18 protein-coding genes and 1 pseudogene are annotated in these 18,779 nt (G+C 67.0%); 14 read left to right on the plus strand and 5 right to left on the minus strand.

What is annotated here, in order from left to right; genetic code table 11:
* Positions 1-7: 7 nt before the first annotated feature.
* Both QT17_RS03090 and QT17_RS03095 read left to right on the plus strand, forming a co-directional pair.
* On the plus strand, positions 8-442 hold the full coding sequence (locus tag QT17_RS03090) for a hypothetical protein (protein WP_039456101.1): 435 nt from the start codon (positions 8-10) through the stop codon (positions 440-442).
* A gap of 88 nt (positions 443-530) precedes the next feature.
* Entirely contained in the window at positions 531-1,163 is a 633-nt protein-coding gene (locus QT17_RS03095; protein WP_039456104.1) for a CBS and ACT domain-containing protein, read from the plus strand.
* Here the strand turns inward: QT17_RS03095 and pheA are convergent.
* Entirely contained in the window at positions 1,160-1,981 is an 822-nt protein-coding gene (gene pheA, locus QT17_RS03100; protein WP_039456107.1) for a prephenate dehydratase, read from the minus strand. The two genes, QT17_RS03095 and pheA, sit on opposite strands and share 4 nt — an antisense overlap.
* 50 nt (positions 1,982-2,031) lie before the next feature.
* On the opposite strand from pheA, the gene QT17_RS03105 reads away from it, so the two are divergent.
* From QT17_RS03105 to QT17_RS03125, 5 genes are read left to right on the plus strand one after another with little or no spacing between them, the layout of a single operon-like run.
* The gene (locus QT17_RS03105; protein WP_039456110.1) at positions 2,032-2,781 is read left to right on the plus strand and encodes a response regulator; all 750 of its coding nucleotides are present in this window, start codon (positions 2,032-2,034) and stop codon (positions 2,779-2,781) included.
* A gap of 3 nt (positions 2,782-2,784) precedes the next feature.
* The gene (locus tag QT17_RS03110) at positions 2,785-3,807 is read left to right on the plus strand and encodes a peptidoglycan bridge formation glycyltransferase FemA/FemB family protein (RefSeq protein ID WP_039456112.1); all 1,023 of its coding nucleotides are present in this window, start codon (positions 2,785-2,787) and stop codon (positions 3,805-3,807) included.
* Between the two features lie 46 nt (positions 3,808-3,853).
* Positions 3,854-4,408, plus strand: coding sequence for a hypothetical protein (locus QT17_RS03115; protein ID WP_039456267.1), 555 nt, complete (start codon positions 3,854-3,856; stop codon positions 4,406-4,408).
* Entirely contained in the window at positions 4,405-5,262 is an 858-nt protein-coding gene (locus QT17_RS03120; RefSeq protein ID WP_039456114.1) for an LptA/OstA family protein, read from the plus strand. Before QT17_RS03115 ends, QT17_RS03120 begins: the two co-directional genes overlap by 4 nt.
* Positions 5,262-6,185, plus strand: coding sequence for a hypothetical protein (locus QT17_RS03125; RefSeq protein ID WP_039456116.1), 924 nt, complete (start codon positions 5,262-5,264; stop codon positions 6,183-6,185). Before QT17_RS03120 ends, QT17_RS03125 begins: the two co-directional genes overlap by 1 nt.
* On the opposite strand, the gene QT17_RS03130 is transcribed toward QT17_RS03125, so the two are convergent.
* Together QT17_RS03130 and QT17_RS03135 are read right to left on the minus strand one after the other, a co-directional pair.
* Positions 6,182-7,672, minus strand: coding sequence for an ABC transporter ATP-binding protein (locus tag QT17_RS03130; protein ID WP_039456117.1), 1,491 nt, complete (start codon positions 7,670-7,672; stop codon positions 6,182-6,184). The two genes, QT17_RS03125 and QT17_RS03130, sit on opposite strands and share 4 nt — an antisense overlap.
* Positions 7,673-7,727: 55 nt before the next feature.
* Positions 7,728-8,852: a BMP family protein gene (locus tag QT17_RS03135; protein ID WP_039456119.1), complete on the minus strand. Its 1,125-nt coding sequence runs from the start codon at positions 8,850-8,852 to the stop codon at positions 7,728-7,730.
* Between the two features lie 60 nt (positions 8,853-8,912).
* Between QT17_RS03135 and ligA the strand changes: the two genes are divergently transcribed.
* Positions 8,913-10,937, plus strand: a complete 2,025-nt coding sequence (gene ligA / locus QT17_RS03140) for an NAD-dependent DNA ligase LigA (RefSeq protein WP_039456121.1) — start codon at positions 8,913-8,915, stop codon at positions 10,935-10,937.
* Here the strand turns inward: ligA and thyX are convergent.
* Complete coding sequence (gene thyX, locus QT17_RS03145; RefSeq protein ID WP_039456123.1) at positions 10,934-11,737, minus strand: FAD-dependent thymidylate synthase; 804 nt, start codon at positions 11,735-11,737, stop codon at positions 10,934-10,936. The two genes, ligA and thyX, sit on opposite strands and share 4 nt — an antisense overlap.
* A gap of 178 nt (positions 11,738-11,915) precedes the next feature.
* Between thyX and trpB the strand changes: the two genes are divergently transcribed.
* Positions 11,916-13,133: a tryptophan synthase subunit beta gene (gene trpB, locus QT17_RS03150; protein ID WP_039456124.1), complete on the plus strand. Its 1,218-nt coding sequence runs from the start codon at positions 11,916-11,918 to the stop codon at positions 13,131-13,133.
* Positions 13,130-13,909, plus strand: a complete 780-nt coding sequence (gene trpA / locus QT17_RS03155) for a tryptophan synthase subunit alpha (RefSeq protein WP_039456126.1) — start codon at positions 13,130-13,132, stop codon at positions 13,907-13,909. Before trpB ends, trpA begins: the two co-directional genes overlap by 4 nt.
* Positions 13,910-13,921: 12 nt before the next feature.
* Here the strand turns inward: trpA and mqnC are convergent, their stop codons facing one another.
* Positions 13,922-15,064, minus strand: coding sequence for a cyclic dehypoxanthinyl futalosine synthase (gene mqnC, locus QT17_RS03160; protein ID WP_152607320.1), 1,143 nt, complete (start codon positions 15,062-15,064; stop codon positions 13,922-13,924).
* Positions 15,065-15,119: 55 nt separating this feature from the next.
* Here mqnC and QT17_RS03165 point away from each other — a divergent pair, with 55 nt between their 5' ends.
* The 4 genes and pseudogenes from QT17_RS03165 to metG all read left to right on the plus strand — a co-directional run bounded on the left by QT17_RS03165 (position 15,120) and on the right by metG (position 18,723).
* The gene (locus tag QT17_RS03165; protein WP_039456127.1) at positions 15,120-15,605 is read left to right on the plus strand and encodes an adenosine-specific kinase; all 486 of its coding nucleotides are present in this window, start codon (positions 15,120-15,122) and stop codon (positions 15,603-15,605) included.
* Entirely contained in the window at positions 15,605-16,078 is a 474-nt protein-coding gene (gene bcp, locus QT17_RS03170; RefSeq protein WP_081995758.1) for a thioredoxin-dependent thiol peroxidase, read from the plus strand. Before QT17_RS03165 ends, bcp begins: the two co-directional genes overlap by 1 nt.
* Positions 16,078-16,761 (plus strand): ribose-5-phosphate isomerase RpiA, encoded by a 684-nt coding sequence (rpiA, locus tag QT17_RS03175; protein ID WP_039456132.1) that lies wholly within the window; start codon positions 16,078-16,080, stop codon positions 16,759-16,761. The genes bcp and rpiA overlap by 1 nt, the downstream gene beginning before the upstream one ends.
* A gap of 103 nt (positions 16,762-16,864) precedes the next feature.
* Positions 16,865-18,723, plus strand: a pseudogene (gene metG / locus QT17_RS03180) (methionine--tRNA ligase).
* Positions 18,724-18,779: the final 56 nt, after the last annotated feature.

Genomic DNA, 18,779 nt, shown 5'->3' on the forward strand with positions numbered 1-18,779 from the left:
GAAGCGTATGCGCAAGACGCTTTGGTTGTTGGCGCTTTTGGCCTTAGGTTCCCTGGCCTTCGCCCAGCGGGCGGTTTCCTTCCGGCTTTCTTTGCCCCCCGCTGGGCTTGGTTTGGGCTTGGAGGCACCCTTGGAGCAAAGCCTGGCCTTCCGGGGTTTCGCCGACCTCTTCCCCAGCGGCCCGAGCTTCCTAGTGGGGGGTGAACTCCTCTTCAAGCCGGATTTGGGCCAGCTGGACCGGGACCTCAGGGGGATTAGGCCCTACTTCGGCGGGGGGCTTGCCGGGCGGTTCGCCCAAACGAGCGACCTCGGCCTTCACCTCTCCTTAGGGGTGGAGGTGTTGTTGGACCCCAGGACGGGGGTTTTCCTGGATGGGGAGTACTTTTATCCCTTCGGAGGTGGGGGCTCTAGCCGCGTGGTCCTTGGGGCAACCCTGCGGTAAAAAAGGAAGTATGGTTTTCCCCGCCCTTTGGGCGGGGACATTTTTACCCTTCACCATGGGATAAGCTAGGGGTGAGAGGAGGTTAAAGATGCTGGTCCGCGATTGGATGACCAAGGACCCCCTTACCGTGCCCCCCGACACCCCGGTGTTGGAGGCCATCAACCTGTTGAAGCACAAAGGCTTCCGGCGCCTGCCCGTGGTGAAGGACGGGAAGCTCGTGGGCTTGGTGACGGACAAGGACCTCAAGGATGCCATGCCCTCCAAGGCCACCACCCTCTCGGTGTGGGAGATGAACTACCTCCTCTCCAAGCTCACCGTGGAGGAGGTGATGGCCAAGCCCGTGGTCACCGTGGGGGCGGACGAGCCTTTGGAAAAGGCGGCCCTCCTCATGGAGGAGCGGAAGATCGGAGGCCTGCCGGTGATGGAAGGGGATCGGCTTGTGGGCATCATCACCGTGACCGACGTGCTTCGGGCCTTCATTGAGGTGTTGGGCCTTAAGCTTGGGGGTCTTCGCATCACCGTGGACATCCCCGACGTCCCCGGGGCCCTGGCCCAGATGGCCCAGGCGGTCCCTCCGGCCAACATCGTCTCCATCGCCACCGCCGCCCACCTCGAGGGCTACCAGCGCCTGGTGATGCGGGTGGTGGGGGAGGATGTGGAAGGGGTGCCCAAGCGCCTGGAGGCCGCCGGGGAAAGGGTGGTGGACGTCCGCCCGGGCTAGGTGCCGTTCCGGTAGGCGGGGTAGGAGCCCAGGACCTTTAAAAAGGCCGCCCGCCGCAAAAGGCCCAGAAGGGCTTGGGCGGGTCCCGGCTCCTCCAGGTGGCCCTCTAAGTCCAGGTAAAAGAGGTAGCTAAACGGCTTGTCCCGCCGCGGCCTAGACTCCAGCTTGGTGAGGTTCACCCCGGCCTCGGCGAAGACCTGCAGGGCCTCCAAAAGCCCCCCGGGGCGGTGGCGCACGGCGAAGACGATGCTGGTCTTGTGGGGGCCTTCCCCCTTCCTTGCCTCCTCGCGGCCGATGACGAAGAAGCGGGTGTAGTTGTGGGGGTAGTCCTCAATGTTTTCCGCCAGGACGGCAAGGCCATAGAGCTCCGCCGCCCGCCTCGAGGCGATGGCCCCCACCCCGGGCTCGGGGTTTTCCGCCAAGGCCCGGGCGGCCCCGGCGGTGTCGTACACGGGGATGGGGGTGAGGCGAAGCCGGGCTAAGAAGCCGTCGCACTGGGCCAGGGCCTGGGGGTGGCTCTTCACCGCCTTGAGCTCCTTAAGCTCCACGCCCCGGGGTGCCAGAAGGCAGTGCTCCACCCGGTGGACGATCTCCCCCACCACGTGCAGGTCGCTTTCCAGGAGGAGGTCGTAGGTCTGGTTGATGCTGCCGGCGGTGGTGTTCTCCACGGGCACCACCCCAAGCTCCGCCTCCCCCGTTTCCACCGCCTCAAACACCTGGTGAAAGGTGGGGAAGCCCACGGGGGTGGCGCCGGGGAAGGCCTTGAGGAGGGCCTCTTCGCTGTACGCCCCTTCGGTGCCCTGGAAGGCGATCCTCATGCCCTCCATGGTACAAGCACCCTGGACAGGGGAAAAAGGGCTGGCGTAGCATGGCCTTCGTGGCGCGGCTTCTCGTGGTGGACGATGACCCCCGCATCCGCCACCTCCTCGAGGTGGTCCTTTCCGGCTCCGGCCACGAGGTGGTCTTGGCGGACTCCGCCAAGGCGGCCTTGGAGTACCTGCGCAAGGAAACCCCCGACCTGATCCTCCTGGACATCATGATGCCGGACATGGATGGCCTCACCCTCTTAGGCCGCATTCGGGCGGTGCGCCGCCTGAGCCGGGTGCCCGTCATCATGTTCACCGGCGGGGGGCAGGAGCTGGAGGGTCCAAGCCGGGCTTTGGGGGCCGACCTTTTCCTGGAAAAACCCATCAGCGGGCGCCGGCTCAAGCAGGCGGTGGAAAGCCTCTTGGCTCGGGAGGGCTACCTCCTCCCGGGGGGTGAGCGGGTGAGCACCTTGGCGGAGGTGGGGGGAAGGCTCCGGCAGGCCCTGCCGGAGGAGGAGCGCTTCCGCCTCCTCTGGCGAAGAACGCAAAGCCGCCGCGCCCTCCTCGCCAACCTGGTGGCCAAGGGCTGGACCGAGGCCCTCCTGCGCCGCCTGGTGCCGGGGGAGTACGACCTGTACGATATCCTGGGCCATTTGGCCTACGGCTGGCCCCTCCTTCCCCTCAAGGAGCGGGCGGCTCGGGCGGAGGACGCCCGCTTCGCTCCCCTTCTCCAGGAGTACCTGGAGGCCAGGCGGCTTCCCCTGGAAGGGGACGGCCTCCTGGAAGAGCTTGCGGAGACCCTTTACGCTTAGGGGATGGCCGAGCTTTTGGAGGTTCACGAACCTGAGGCCTGGAACCGGTTGGTTTCCGGCTTCCCCATCACCAGCGCCCTTCAGTCCTTTGGCTGGGGGGAGGTGAAGCGGCTTTCCGGCTGGGAGCCCAAGCGCTTTGCCGTGTACCAGGGGGATAGGCTTTTGGGGGCCGCCCAGGTCCTCCTGAAACGCCTCCCCGGGGGGCTTAGCCTGGTCTACGCCCCAAGGGGCCCAGCCCTTTTCCGCCTGGAGGACCTCCCCCAGGTGGCCCAGGCCTTGGCCCAGGGGGTAAAGGGCACCCACCTGGTGGTGGAGCCGGAGGCGGGTCTTGCGGCGGAGGAAGCGCCCCCCCACTTCCCCGGCCTCTTGCCGGAGGAGCCCATCCAGCCCGGCCACTCCCTGTGGCTGGACCTCACCCAAGGGGAGGAGGCGCTCCTGAAGGGCATGAAGGAGATGCACCGCCGCAACGCCCGCCTGGCGCAGAAGCGCACGGAGCTCCTCGTGGCGGGAGAGGAGGCCTTCCCCGAGTTCTTCCGCCTTTTTGAGGAGACGAACCGCCGGGCCAAGCTCCTGCAACACTCGGAGGAATACTACCGGGCCGTCCTAAAGGAGATGAACCAGCCCTTGGGCGAGGCCTTCATCACCTTAGCCGCCAAGGACGGGGAGGCTTTGGCGGCGGGGCTTTTCGTGGCCTTCGCCGGGAAGGTGGACTACCTCTACGGGGGTAGCAGCCGCCACCACCCCGAGGCCAAGGCTCCCATGGGGATGCACCTCATGGCCATCCGCCACGGCATGGCCCGGGGCTACCGGATCTACGACCTTTGGGGCGTTCCCCGCACCCCCGAAGGGAGCCACGCCGAGGGGATCTGGCGCTTCAAGGAGGGGTTTGGCGGCAGACGGGTGCAGTTTCCCGCCTACACCCTGCCCCTTTCCCCCCTCTACCGCCCCCTGAAGGCCCTCCTCCGCCTGCGCAAGACCTGGGTGAACCTCAGGGTGCGGGGAAACCCGCGGGATGTGCTGGGGTAAAGGGCCTTGTCATCTTTCTCAAGCGCTTTCCCGTAAGGTGAGGGGCGTGGTGCGGTTTCTCCTCCCCCTCGCCCTCTTGCTTTTCCTCCTCCCTTGGCTCCGTCCGGGGCCTTCCCGATCTCCGGCCCCAGCCCCGGGGGTGCGCCTTCTGGGGGTGGAGTTTTGGCTCTTCCCCGAGGAGGAGGGGGTGGAGTGGCGCTTCGCCGCGGAGGAGATGGTGGAAGAGGGGGGGGTGTTCCGCATCCGGGGGGGGCTTACCGGGGAGCGGTACGTGAAGGGGCGCCTGGACCTGTGGCTTAGGGCTCCTGAGGTGGTGGTGGAGCCCGGGGACAACCTGCGGGCCCCTTACGCCGAGGTGGAGATCCTTAAGGGGTGCTACCGGCTCGCCCTTTCCGCCCCCGGGAAGGGGGAGGTCCTCATCCGGCAGAAGGAGGGCTTCTTCGCCCCATGGGTGCGGATAGAAGCGCCGAACCTCAGGGGCGAGGCGGAGGCCTTCCGCTCGGATTTCGCCCTGGAGCGCCTCGAGGCGCAAAACCCCCGCTTTTCCTTTCCCGCTGGGGGAAGTTTTGGCCCGTGCACCGTGGAAGGAGGTAGCTCGTGAGAAGACTCGTGCTTTTTTCGGTGTTGGGACTGGCCTTGGCGGCTTCCGGCGTGCGGGTGATCCAAGTGGAAGGGGGCAGGCTTTCCGGGGACCTGCGCTACGGCCCCTGGACCTTTGAGGGGGAGGTGAGGGGCCGGGTCAAGGACCTCTCCATCCAAGCCCCCAAGGCCACCCTCACCGCCCCCAAGGGCAAGACCATGCAGGAGGCGGAAGGGGAACGGGAGGCCCGCTTTGAGGGGGGCGTGGTGGTGCGCCGGGGCCGGGTGGAGGCCCGGGGCCCCGTCCTGGTCTACCGGGAAACCACGGGGGAAGGGGAGCTCTTGGGCCCGGCCCGCATGCGCCAAGAGCCCAAGCCCGGGGAGGATCCCGTGGAGGTGGAGGCGAGCCGCATGACCTTCCAGGTGGACACCGACACCTCCACCAGCGAAAACGCCCTCCTCAAAAGCGGCAACCAGGAGGGGCGGGCGGGCTTCGTCTACTACGAGGAGGAACGGGGCCTCGCCGTCTTCAGCGACGCCAAGGAGGTGGTCCTCACCCGCAAGCGCAAGGACGGGGACCTGGTGATCCGGGCTAAGGAGGTGCGGAGCCTCACCGGCTCCAAGCGCCTCATCGCCACCGGGGGGGTGCGCCTCGTGGACGGGGATCTGGTGACCACCGGGGAAAGCCTTTACTACGACGACACCACCGGGGAGGCCATCGTCTTGGGGAAGCCGGCGGTGAGCGAGAACAAGAAGGAAGGCTTTAGGCTTTCGGGGAGCACCCTCCTCCACAACGTGAACCGCCACCAGGTGCGGGTCTACGGCCGCGCCTTCCGCCTGCCCGTGGAGGAGTTTAAGAAGCTCGGGGAGAAGTGATGCGCCCTTTCCTCCTGGGCTTGGGCCTCCTGCTCCTTTGCGCCTTGGCCCAGGAGGCCTTCCGCCCCGAGGTGGAGCTGGTCCGCAAGGACAAGAAGGTGGTGGCCTGGGTGAGCGGGGAGGAGGATAGCCTCTTCTACGCCGACTACGGCGACCTTTACCTGGGCGAGCTCAAGGAGCTGGGCCAGGACAAGGCGGTGGTGGGAGAAAAGGCCTTTTTCCTGGACGCGGGGAGCGCGGTGGACGAGGGCCTGAAGCCCGGGGACATGGTGGAGGCTGCCTACAACCCTGACTTCACCCGGGAGGGCCTTCCCCACCTCCTGCGCCTGCGCCGGGCGGGGGCGGGGAAGGGGGAACGGTACCTGCGCCTGGTCCTCTTTGACCCCAAGGGGGTGGAGGTGCGCTTGGGAAGCGAGGTGCGGGCCACAGGGCCCTTGGCGGTGGTGGAGCGGGGGAGCGAGGAGACCCTTTTCCTCTCCGGGGGAAGCGCCCGGTACCTGGAGGAGGAGGGCCGCCTCGAGGTGCGCCAGGCCCCGGGGGAGGTGGCGGTGGAGGAGGGGGCGACCCGGGTGAAGGGGAGGCGGCTTCGCTACCAGAACGATACCGGGGAAGCCCTTTTGGAAGGCCCCTTGGAGGTGAGGCGGGAAGGGGAAAAACCCCTTTTGGGCAAGGCGAACAGCCTCCGCTACCTTCTGGACGAGGAGGCGCTTTGGCTTTTGGGGGTGGAGTTCACCCAAGGCGAGCGCACCACCAAGGCGGAAAGGGCCCTGGTGCGGGAGAAGGAGGGCTTCGCCTACCTCTTCGGCAACGTGGAAAGCCGGGACGAGAAGGGCTTCGTGCGGGGAGAACGGGTGCGCTACGCCCTGGAAAGGGGCGAGGTGGTTCTCCTCGGGCGGGTGGCGGGGGAGTTTAGGGAGCCCTAAGCGGAAATCCCCGCCATCAGGAGGCCGAGCCGCTCCTCCGTGGCCTCCTCCGGGCTGAGTTCCCCCACGATCCTTCCCTCGTACATGACGAGGATGCGGTCGGAAAGGCTCAAGACCTCGCTGAGGTCGGCGGAGACCAAAAGGACGGCCATCCCCTGGTCCCGGGCCTCAATGAGGCGCTGGTGGATGAACTCAATGGCCCCCACGTCCACCCCCCGGGTGGGCTGGGAGGCGATGAGGAGGCGGGGCTTCCTTAAGAGCTCCCTTCCCACCACGATCTTCTGCTGGTTACCCCCGGAGAAGCGCCTTGCGGAAAGCTCCGTGGACCGGGGCCGCACGTCAAAGGCCTCCACCAGGGCCCGGGCGTGGCGCTCCACCGCCTCGCCGTCCAAGAAGCCCAGGAAGCCGCGGAAGGGGGGCCTGTGCTGGTCGCCCAGGATGGCGTTTTCCCGCACGGAAAAGTCCAGGACGAGGCCCCGGGCGTGCCGGTCCTCGGGAACGTGGCTCACCCCGAGCTCCCGCACCGCCCGGGCCAAGGGGGGGAGGGGTTTGCCCAGGTACCGGGCCACCCCCTGGTGGCGGCGCAGGCCGGTGAGGGCCTCCACCAGCTCCGTTTGCCCGTTCCCCTCTACCCCGGCGATGCCCACGATCTCCCCGGCGCGCACCGCAAAGCTCACGCCCTTAAGCCGGGGCGGGGCGGCGAAGTCCTCCAGTTTCAAAACCACCTCCCCGGGCCTGGCCGGGCCCTTTTGCACCCTTAGGACCACCTCCCGGCCCACCATCATCCGGGCGAGCTCCTCCAAGGAGGTCTCTTGGGTGCGCACCGTGCCCACCACCTTCCCATCCCGGATCACCGTGACCCGGTCGGAGACGGCAAGCACCTCCTTGAGCTTGTGGCTGATGAAGATGGCGGCGTTGCCCTGGGCCACGTAGGCCCTTAGGAAGCGGAAAAGCTCCTCCGCCTCCTGGGGGGTGAGGACGGCGGTGGGCTCGTCCAGAATGAGGATCCTGGCCTTGCGGTAGAGGGCCTTCAGGATCTCCACCCGCTGCTGGAGCCCCACGGGGAGGTTTTCAATGCGCTCGTCCAGGGGAACCTGGAAGCCGAGCTCCTCCATGAGGCCTTGGGCCCGCTTCCGGGCGGCCTCGAGGTCCAGGTACAAGGGGCTTCCCGGCTCCAAGCCCAAGACCAGGTTCTCCAGCACCGTGAAGGGCTCCACCAACATGAAGTGCTGGTGCACCATGCCGATGCCGGCGGCGATGGCGTCCAGGGGGCTTTTGGGCCGGTAGGGCTTGCCGTCCACCCACATCTCCCCCTTGTCCGGGGGCTGTAGGCCGTAGACGATCTTCATGAGGGTGGATTTCCCGGCACCGTTTTCCCCCACCAGGGCCAAGACCTCGCCCCAGTTCAGGTCCAAGGAGATGTGGTCGTTGGCGAGGACCAGGGGGAAGCGCTTGGTGATGTCCTTCAGGACCAGGGCCTTCTCCACGCCCGCAAGTATACAAGAGGGGCCGGAACGCCTCCGGCCCCTCCGGCGAAGCCCCTTAGCGGGACTCAGGCACCTTGATCTGGCCCTTGATGATCTGCTGCTTGAGGACCTCCAGCTTGCTCACCACGGCAGCCGGGATCAAGGCCTTGTTGTACTGGTCCAGGGCGTAGCCCACCCCGTTGTTGCTCAGGCCGAACTCCCGCACCCCGCCCTTGAAGGCCTTCTGCACCACGCTCTTGATCACCTCGTAGGTGGCCACGTCCACCCGCTTCATCATGGAGGTGAGGCCGTGGTTGAGGGTGGCGGGGTTGTTGTCCGTGTCGCCCAGGTAGTTCTGGTTGGCGTCCACGCCGATGAAGAAGAGGGGCGTGGCCTTGGTGCCGTCGGTGCCGCAAGCGCGGGTGTAGTCGGCGTACTTGGGCACCTTGGCGTAGGGGTCCGCCTTGCGCACGAAGCGGATGTTGCCGCCCTCCTTCAGGCACTTGGTCTGCTTCACGTAGTCAATGAGCCCCAGGCCCGAGCCACCGGCGGCGGCGTAGATGATGTCGGCGCCCTGGCGCACCTGGGCAGCGGCGATCTCCTTGGCCTTGGCGGGGTCGTTCCAGGCGGCGGGGGTGTTGCCCACGTAGCCCACCAGGACCTTGCCCTGGATCTTGTCCTCCTTGAAGGCGTACTCCGCCCCGGCGCGGAAGCCCGCCTCAAACTTGTGGATGAGGGGGATGTCCATGCCGCCGATGAAGCCCACCACCCCGGTGCGGCTCATCTTGCCGGCGATGTAGCCCACCAGGAAGCTACCCTCGTGCTCCCGGAACACCAGGCCCACAGCGTTGGCCAGCTTCCCCTCGCCCGGCACGGCGTCAATCACGGCGAACCTGACGTTGGGGAACTCCTTGGCCGTGGCGGTGATGGCGGGCTCGTTGGCGAAGCCCACGCCGATCACCAGGTCAAAGCCCTCCTCGGCGAAGGTGCGGATGCCCTGCCCCACCTGGGAGGGGTCGGCGGGCTCAAAGTCAAAGAGCTTCACCCCGAAGTCCTTGGCCGCCTTTTGCGCCCCTTCCCAGGCGGACTGGTTGAAGGAGCGGTCAAACTTGCCGCCGGCGTCAAAGGCGATGCCCACCCGCACCTGGGCCAGGCTTAGGCCCAGGGCCAGAACCCCAATAAGCGCCAGTACACGTTTCATGCTTACCTCCCACGGCTATTCGCCAGGGGCTATTATACCGGCCGGCGGTAAACTCAAGGCATGACCCTGGAGGAAGCGAGGAGGCGGATCAACGAGCTGAGGGACCTCATCCGCTACCACAACTACCGCTACTACGTCCTGGCCGACCCCGAGATCTCCGACGCCGAGTACGACCGGCTCTTAAGGGAGCTTAAGGAGCTGGAGGAGCGCTTCCCCGAGCTCAAAAGCCCGGACTCCCCCACGGAGCAGGTGGGGGCGAAGCCCCTGGAGGCCACCTTTCGCCCGGTTCGCCACCCCACGCGGATGTACTCCCTGGATAACGCCTTCACCCACCAGGAGCTAAAGGCCTTTGAGGAGCGGGTGGAGCGGGCCTTGGGGCGGGAGGGGCCGTTCGTCTACACGGTGGAGCACAAGGTGGACGGGCTTTCCGTCAACCTCTACTACGAGGAAGGAATTTTGGTCTTTGGGGCCACCCGGGGGGACGGGGAGGTGGGGGAGGAGGTGACGCAAAACCTCCTCACCATTCCCACCATCCCGAGGCGGCTAAAGGGGGTGCCGGAGCGCCTCGAGGTCCGGGGGGAGGTCTACATGCCCATTGAGGCCTTCCTGCGCCTCAACGAGGAGCTGGAGGAGGCGGGGGAGAAGGTTTTCAAGAACCCGAGGAACGCCGCCGCCGGCTCCCTCCGGCAGAAAGACCCCAGGATCACCGCCAAGCGGGGCCTTCGCGCCACCTTCTACGCCCTGGGGCTTGGCTTGGAAGAAAGCGGGCTCAAGACCCAGTACGAGCTCCTCCTGTGGCTCAAGGAGAAGGGTTTTCCCGTGGAGCACGGCTTTGCCCGCGCCACGGGGGCGGAAGGGGTGGAACGGGTCTACCAGGCCTGGCTCCAGGAAAGGCGCAAGCTTCCTTTTGAGGCGGATGGGGTGGTGGTGAAGCTGGACGAGCTCGCCCTGTGGCGCGAGCTGGGCTACACCGCCCGCGCCCCCCGCTTCGCCATCGCCTACAAGTTCCCGGCGGAGGAGAAGGAGACCCGGCTTTTGGACGTGGTCTTCCAGGTGGGGCGCACGGGGCGGGTGACCCCGGTGGGGATCCTGGAGCCCGTGTTGATAGAGGGGAGCGAGGTGTCCCGGGTCACCCTGCACAACGAAAGCTACATTGAAGAGCTGGACATCCGCATCGGGGACTGGGTCTTGGTCCACAAGGCGGGGGGGGTCATCCCCGAAGTCTTGAGGGTGCTAAAGGAGCGGCGCACCGGGGCGGAGCGGCCCATCGTCTGGCCGGAGAACTGCCCGGAGTGCGGCCACCATCTGGTGAAGGAGGGGAAGGTCCACCGCTGCCCCAACCCCTTGTGCCCCGCCAAGCGCTTTGAGGCCATCCGCCACTACGCCTCCCGCAAGGCCATGGACATCCAGGGCCTGGGGGAGAAGCTCATTGAAAAGCTTTTGGAAAACGGGCTGGTGAAGGACGTGGCCGACCTCTACCGCTTGCGGAAGGAGGACCTCGTGGGCCTGGAGCGGATGGGGGAGAAAAGCGCAGAAAACCTTCTCCGCCAGATTGAGGAAAGCAAGCACCGGGGCCTGGAGCGCCTCCTTTACGCCCTAGGCCTTCCCGGGGTGGGGGAGGTGTTGGCCCGCAACCTGGCCGCCCGCTTCGGCACCATGGACCGCCTCCTCGAGGCCACCTTGGAAGAGCTCTTAGAGGTGGAGGAGGTGGGGGAGCTCACCGCCCGGGGGATTTGGGAAACCCTCCAAGACCCCGCCTTCCGCCGTCTGGTGCGCCGCCTGAAGGAGGCGGGGGTGGAGATGGAGGCCAAGGAGCGGGGCGGGGAGGCCCTAAAGGGCCTCACCTTCGTCATCACCGGGGAGCTTTCCCGCCCGCGGGAGGAGGTGAAGGCCATCCTCCGGCGCCTTGGGGCCAAGGTCACGGACTCGGTGAGCCGCAAGACGAGCTTCGTGGTGGTGGGGGACAACCCGGGGAGCAAGCTGGAAAAGGCCCGCTCCTTGGGCGTGCCCACCCTCACGGAGGAGGAGCTTTGGCGCCTCATCGCCGAAAGGACCGGGAAGGCGCCCGAGGCCCTTTTGGCCTAGCCGGGGCCGAAGAGCTTTTCCAGGGCCTCTTTTAGCCGCGAGCCGGAAAGCCCCAGGCTCGCCAGGGCCTTTTCGTAAAGCTCCGGGGTGATAAGCCCCCTAAGGGCGGCGAGCTCGGTGCGGGAGAGGCTCGCCCCATGGAGGACGTGCTCCTCGTAACTCCTCCAGGCCAAGGGCACGTGGGCCTTCACCAGCTCGGCGATGGCCTGGGCGTACTGCCGGATCTCCCACTGGGCCTCGGGGGCCAAGCGAAGCTTGAGGAAGTGGAAGAGGTTGTGCAGGTCCTGCTTCCAGTAGAACTCGGTGTAGAGGTTGAGGGGGAGGACCATGCGCGCCATCTCCCGGGCCACCCCCTTTTCCAAAAGCCTCTCGTAGGCCTGGTAGGCCTTTTCTTCCGCCTCCTGGAGGAGGGCGCGGGCTTCCTCGTCCTCTAGCTCCCCTTCCGAGCCCTGCTTGTTCCGCCTGGCCTGGCGGCGGAAGGCGGCGGGCTCGTAGAACTCGTCCTTTAAGACGGAGTAGCGGCCCGAGACCTCGTTCACGCTGGCGGTGCGGTGGCGGAACCACTGGCGCACCACGAAGAGGGGGGCCTTCACGTGGAACTTGAACTCCACCATCTCAAAGGGGCTGGTGTGGCGGTGGCGCATGAGGTAGTCAATGAGGGCGGCGTCCTCCCGCACCGTCTTGGTTCCCGCCCCGTAGGAAACCCGGGCCGCCTGGACGATGGCCCCATCGTCCCCCATGACGTCCACCAGGCGCACGAAGCCCTTGTCCAAGACCGAAATGGCGCGCGTGGGCTCCATGCCCTAGAGTCTACTTGCCACTTGGGCTTCCCCGGTCTACCCTTAGCCTATGCGAGCGCGAACCCCCTTCGCCTTCAAGCGGAGGCACGGGCGCTACCGAGGGCCCGGCCTTTTCCCGTTTGGCTTGGGGCGATAGGATAGATAGGCTTTGGGCGCTTGGCGCCTTTTGGGAGTGAAGATGCTGCGCTTGCCGGATTTTCCCTTGCCCAACGGACGGGGGCGGTTTGGCCCCTACGGGGGGCGGTACGTTCCCGAAACCCTTATCCCCGCCTTGGAGGAGGTGGAGGCCGCCTACCTCGAGGCCAAGAAGGACCCCGCCTTCCTGGAAGAGCTGGAGCACTACCTGAGGACCTTCGCCGGCCGGCCCACGCCCCTTTTCCACGCCAAAAGGCTTTCGGCCTACTGGGGCGGGGCCCAGGTCTACCTGAAGCGGGAGGACCTCCTCCACACCGGGGCCCACAAGATCAACAACACCCTGGGCCAGGCCCTCCTCGCCCGGCGCATGGGCAAAAAGCGGGTCATCGCGGAAACGGGGGCGGGGCAGCACGGGGTTTCCGTGGCCACGGTGGCCGCCCTCTTCGGCATGGAGTGCGTGGTGTACATGGGGGAGGAGGACGTGAGGCGCCAGGCCCTGAACGTCTTCCGCATGAAGCTCTTGGGGGCCGAGGTGCGCCCGGTGGCCGCGGGGAGCCGCACGCTCAAGGACGCCACCAACGAGGCCATCCGCGACTGGATCACCCACGTGCGCACCACCTTCTACATCCTGGGCTCGGTGGTGGGCCCCCACCCTTACCCCATGATGGTCCGGGACTTCCAGAGCGTCATCGGCGAGGAGGTGAAGCGGCAGAGCCTGGAGCTCTTTGGCCGCTACCCCGACGCCCTCATCGCCGCCGTGGGCGGGGGGTCCAACGCCATCGGGCTTTTCGCCCCCTTCGCCTACCTGCCCGAAGGGGAAAGGCCTAGGCTCATCGGGGTGGAGGCGGCGGGGGAGGGGCTTTCCACCGGGCGGCACGCCGCCAGCATCGGGGCGGGGAAGCGGGGGGTGTTGCACGGGAGCTACATGTACCTCCTCTACGACCACGACGGGCAGATCACCCCGGCCCACTCCGTCTCCGCCGGCTTGGACTACCCGGGGGTGGGGCCGGAGCACAGCTACTACGCCGATGCGGGCATCGCCGAGTACGCCAGCGTCACCGACGAGGAGGCCTTGGAGGGCTTTAAGCTCCTCGCCCGCCTCGAGGGCATCATCCCCGCCCTGGAGTCCGCCCACGCCATCGCCCACGCCGCCAAGGTGGTGCCGGAGATGGGGAAGGACCAGATCGTGGTCATCAACCTCTCGGGCCGCGGGGACAAGGACGTGACCGAGGCCATGCGCCTCCTTGGGGGGGAGCTATGACCACGAAGGAGGCCTTCGCCAAGGCCAAGGAGGAAGGGCGGGCCGCCCTCATCCCCTACCTCACCGCCGGTTTCCCCAGCCGGGAGGGCTTTTTGGAGGCGGTGAAGGAGGTCCTTCCCTTCGCCGACCTCCTGGAGATCGGCCTGCCCTACTCCGATCCCCTGGGGGACGGCCCCGTGATCCAGCGGGCCAGCGAGGTGGCCTTAAGGAAGGGGATGAGCGTGCAAGGGGTCTTGGAGCTGGTGAAGGAGGTGCGGGCCCTCACGGACAAGCCCCTTTTCCTCATGACCTACCTGAACCCCGTTTTGGCCTGGGGGCCAGAGCGCTTCTTTAGCCTCTTCAAGGGGGCGGGGGCCACGGGGCTCATCCTCCCCGACCTCCCCCCCGACGAGGACCCGGCCCTGGTGCGCCTGGCCCAGGAGATCGGCCTGGAAACGGTCTTCCTCCTCGCCCCCACCTCCACGGACCGCCGCATAGAAACCGTGGTCCGCTACGCCACGGGCTTCGTCTACGCCGTGTCCGTCACCGGGGTCACGGGGGAGCGGGAGCGCCTGCCCGAGGAGGTGCGGGACCTGGTGGGCCGCATCAGGGCCAAGACCCCCTTGCCCGTGGCCGTGGGCTTCGGGGTTTCCGGCAGGGCCACCGCGGCCCAGGCGGCGGTGGCGGACGGGGTGGTGGTGGGAAGCGCCCTGATCCGGGCCCTGGAAAGGGAGGAGCCCCTGAGCCCGCTTTTGGCCGAGATCCGGGAAGGGCTTTATCCGAAAGAGCCGGTCTGAGGCTTGCCCCGGCTAGGCGAGGGGCAACTCCAGGGGCTCGGGCTCCTGAAGGAGGGCTTCCGCGTCCGGGTAGCGGAGGATGCGGTAAAGGGGGTCCCGCTCCGCCGGCCTAAAGCCGGCGTCCACGATGTGGCGCACGATCTGGCGCACCGTGGCGTGGGTGCGGCCGTGCCCCCCGGCGGCCGAGACCACGTTTTCCTCCAGCATGGTGCTCCCGAAATCGTCCGCCCCGTAGTAGAGGGCGGCCTGGGCCACCTTGAACCCCAGGGTGGGCCAGGAGGCCTGGAAGTGGGTGAAGTTGTCCAGGGCGAGCCGGGCGATGCTTAGGGTCTTCAGGTACTCGTGGGCCGTGGCCCCCGGGGCCTTGCCCTTGAGGCGGGTGTGCTCCACCTGGAGGGTCCAAAGGGCGAAGGCGGCGAAGCCGTTTTCGTAGCGCTCCAGGGCCCTATCCTGCTGGGCGCGGAGGCCCAGGAGGTGGGCGGTGCGCTCCTTGGGGCCTTCCCCGAAGCCGATGACCATGCTGGCCAGGGTGTAAAGCCCCAAGGCCTGGGCGGCGTCCACGATGCGGTACCAGTCCGCCGTCTTGATGCGGGCGGGGGCCGCCTTTTGCCGCACCTCGTCCACCAGGATCTCCGCCCCCGCCCCCGGCATCCCGTCCAGGCCCGCCGCTTTAAGCCTTTCCAGGATTTCCTCGGCCCTAAGGCCCGTGAGGCGCTCCAGGCCCAGGATCTCCTCGGGGCTAAAGGCGTCTATGCGCAGGTCGGGGAAACGCTCCTTGAGGTAGCGGAGGAGGTCCAGGTACCAGTCCAGGGGAAGCTCGGGGTTCACCCCCCCTTGCATGAGGATGCGCTTCCCCCCCACTTGGTAGAGCTCTTCCACCTTCCGCGCGATTTCCTCGTAGCTCAGGGTGTAGGCGTCCTTCTGCCGCTTGGTGCGGTAGAAGGCGCAGAAGGCGCAGGCCACGGTGCAGACGTTGGTGTAGTTGATGTTGCGGTCTATGAGGAAGGTGACCACCTGGGGGTCCGTCTTCTTGAGCCTGACCTCGTGGGCGGCGGCGGCGAGCTCGGGGAGGGGGAGGTCAAAGAGGGTGAGGACCTCCTTTTCGGAAAGTCTTTCCCCGGCCACGGCCTTCTCCAGGACGTCCATGCCCCCCATGCTACACCTTCCTTCCCTGCTTTAGTGGGGTCAACGCCACCGGTAAAATGGCCCCATGGAGCTAAAGCTCATTCCCATTGAGAAGCCGGAGAACCTCAACGTCATCCTGGGCCAGGCCCACTTCATCAAGACGGTGGAGGACCTGCACGAGGCTCTGGTGACCGCCGTGCCCGGCATCAAGTTCGGCCTCGCCTTCTCCGAGGCGAGCGGCAAGCGGCTCATCCGCCGCTCGGGCACGGACGAGGGACTGGTGGAGCTTGCGGTGAAGAACCTCCTCAACCTGGCGGCGGGGCACACCTTTCTCATCGTCCTGGGCGAGGGGTTTTACCCCATCAACGTCCTCCATGCGGTGAAGGCCTGCCCCGAGGTGGTGCGGATCTTCGCCGCCACCGCCAACCCCCTCAAGGTGGTGGTGGCGGAGGAAGGGGAGCAGCGGGCCATTCTGGGGGTCATGGACGGGTTCAAGCTCCTGGGGGTGGAGGACGAGGCGGAGGTGGCCTGGCGCAAGGACCTCCTCCGCCGCTTTGGCTACAAGCTATAATGCCCGGCATGGAAGGCACCCTGGCGCCCGATTTCGCCCTCCCCGACCAGGAGGGCCGCATCCACCGCCTTTCCGACTACCGCGGCCAGTGGGTGGTCCTCTACTTCTACCCCAAGGACGACACCCCGGGCTGCACCAAGGAGGCCTGCGGCTTCCGCGACCACATGGGAAGCCTGAAGGCTTTTGGCGCGGTGGTCCTGGGCGTTTCCGCCGACAGTGTGGAAAGCCACAAGCGCTTCGCCGAGAAGTACGGCCTCAACTTCCCCCTCCTCGCCGACCCGGAGCGGAAGGCCATCGCCCTCTATGGGGCCTGGGGGAAGAGGAACCTCTACGGCAAGGAGGTGGAAGGGGTCTTGCGCCAGACCTTCCTCATTGACCCCGAGGGGAGGATCGCCAAGGTGTGGCGCAAGGTTTCCCCCGAGGGGCACGCCCTCGAGGTGGCGGAGGCCCTTCAGGCCCTAAGGGGGGCGTGATGGAGCGCCCCTTGGAGAGCTACAAGAAGGAGGCCGCCCACGCCGCCGTGGCCTACGTGCAAGACGGCATGGTGGTGGGCCTGGGCACCGGCTCCACCGCCCGCTACGCCGTGTTGGAGCTCGCCCGCCGCCTGCGGGAAGGGGAGCTTAGGGGGGTGGTGGGGGTGCCCACCTCGAGGGCCACGGAGGAGCTCGCCCGCAAGGAGGGGATCCCCCTCATAGACCTCCCCCCGGAGGGGGTGGACCTGGCCATTGACGGGGCGGACGAGATCGCCCCGGGGCTTTTCCTCATCAAGGGCATGGGCGGGGCGCTCCTCCGGGAGAAGATCGTGGAGCGCACGGCCAAGGAGTTCATCGTCATCGCCGACCACAGCAAGAAGGTGCCGGTGCTGGGCCGGGGGCCAGTGCCGGTGGAGATTGTCCCCTTCGGCTTTCGGGCCACGCTCCGGGCCATCGCCGCTTTGGGGGGGGAGCCCGAGCTCCGCATGGACGGGGAGGAGGTCTACTTCACCGATGGCGGCCACCTCATCGCTGACGTCCGCTTTGGCCCCATCGGGGACCCTTTTGGCCTGCACCGGGCCCTTCTGGAAATCCCCGGGGTGGTGGAGACGGGGCTTTTCCTGGGCCTCGCCACCCGGGCCCTGGTGGCGGGGCCCTTGGGGATTGAAGAGCTTTTGCCCTAGGGGTAAACTCCCTTACGATGAAGGGCATGCCCTGGCCCTAGGGTGGGAGGTTTCCCCTCCTGCCCGGGGCGCATGCCCCGGTTTTTTTTGAGGAGGAGGAGGCATGGAAAAGGTCTTTTACATCACCACCCCCATCTACTACGTGAACGCCGAGCCCCATCTGGGCCACGCCTATACCACGGTGGTGGCGGACTTCCTGGCCCGCTGGCACCGCCTGGACGGCTACCAGACCTTTTTCCTCACCGGCACCGACGAGCACGGGGAGACGGTCTTCCGGGCGGCGGAGCGGGCGGGGGAGGACCCCAAGGCCTTCGTGGACCGGGTTTCCGAGCGCTTCCGAAGGGCCTGGGCGCTTCTCGGCATCGCCTACGACGACTTCATCCGCACCACGGAGGAGCGCCACAAGAAGGTGGTGCAGTACGTCCTGCAGAAGGTCTACGAGGCCGGGGACATCTACTACGGGGAGTACGAGGGGCTTTACTGCGTTTCCTGCGAGCGCTTTTACACGGAAAAGGAGCTTTCCGAGGGGCTTTGCCCCATCCACGGCCGCCCCGTGGAGCGGCGGAAGGAGGGGAACTACTTCTTCCGTATGGAGAAGTACCGGGAGTGGCTCCTTGGCTACCTAGAGGACCACCCCGACCTCATCCGCCCCGAGGGCTACCGGAACGAGGTCCTGGCCATGCTGGCCGAGCCCATCGGGGACCTTTCCATCTCCCGGCCCAAGGCCCGGGTCCCCTGGGGTATCCCTTTGCCTTGGGACGAGGACCACGTGACCTACGTGTGGTTTGACGCCCTCTTGAACTACGTGTCCGCCCTGGGCTACCCCGAGGGGGAGCGCTTCAAGACCTTTTGGCCCCACGCCTGGCATCTCATCGGCAAGGACATCCTGAAGCCCCACGCCGTCTTCTGGCCCACCATGCTCAAGGCGGCGGGCATCCCCATGTACCGCCACCTGAACGTGGGAGGGTTTTTGCTGGGGCCCGACGGGCGGAAGATGAGCAAGACCCTGGGGAACGTGGTGGACCCCTTCTCCCTGGCGGAGCGGTACGGGCGGGACGCGGTGCGCTACTACCTCCTGCGGGAAATCCCCTACGGCCAGGACACCCCGGTGAGCGAGGCGGCCCTCAGGACCCGGTACCAGGCGGACCTGGCGGACGACCTGGGCAACCTGGTGCAACGCACCCGGGCCATGCTCTTCCGCTTCGCCGAGGGGCGCATCCCAAAGCCCGTGGCGGGGGAGGAGCTTGCCCAAGGCACGGAGCTCGCCGGGAGGCTTCGGGGCCTGGTGCGGGAGCTCAAGTTCCACCTGGCCCTCGAGGAGGTCATGGCCTACGTGAAGGCCCTGAACCGCTACATCAACGAGAAGAGGCCCTGGGAGCTTTACAAGGAGGACAAGGAGGCGGCGCAGGCGGTGCTCTACCGGGTGGTGGAGGGCCTCCGCATCGCCTCCATCCTCCTCACCCCCGCCATGCCCGAGAAGATGGCGGAGCTCAGGCGGGCCTTGGGCCTGAAGGAGGCGGCGCGCCTGGAGGAGGCGGAAACGTGGGGCTTGGCGGAGCCCCTTCCCCTCCCCGAGGAAGCCCCGGTCCTCTTTCCCAAGGAGGCCAAGGCGTCCAAGGAAAGCGAGGAGAAGATGGAACAGATCGGTATAGAAGACTTCGCCAAGGTGGAACTCCGGGTGGCGGAGGTGGTGGCGGCGGAGAAGCACCCCAATGCCGACAAGCTCCTGGTCCTCCGGCTTTCCCCTGGGGAAGGAGGAGCGCACGGTGGTGTCCGGCATCGCCCAGTGGTACCGGCCCGAAGGAGCTTGTGGGCAAGAAGGTGGTGCTGGTGGCGAACCTCAAGCCCGCCAAGCTCCGGGGCATTGAGAGCCAGGGGATGATCCTCGCTGCCCAGGAGGGGGAAGCCTTGGCCCTGGTGACGGTGGAGGGGGAGGTGCCGCCCGGGGCGGTGGTGAAGTAATACCGCCCCACGCCGGGGCAAGCCGGCATGGAGGCCCCGGCAAAGGGTTCTCAAGG

This window comes from Thermus sp. 2.9, assembly GCF_000794385.1.
GTDB lineage: Bacteria > Deinococcota > Deinococci > Deinococcales > Thermaceae > Thermus > Thermus thalpophilus.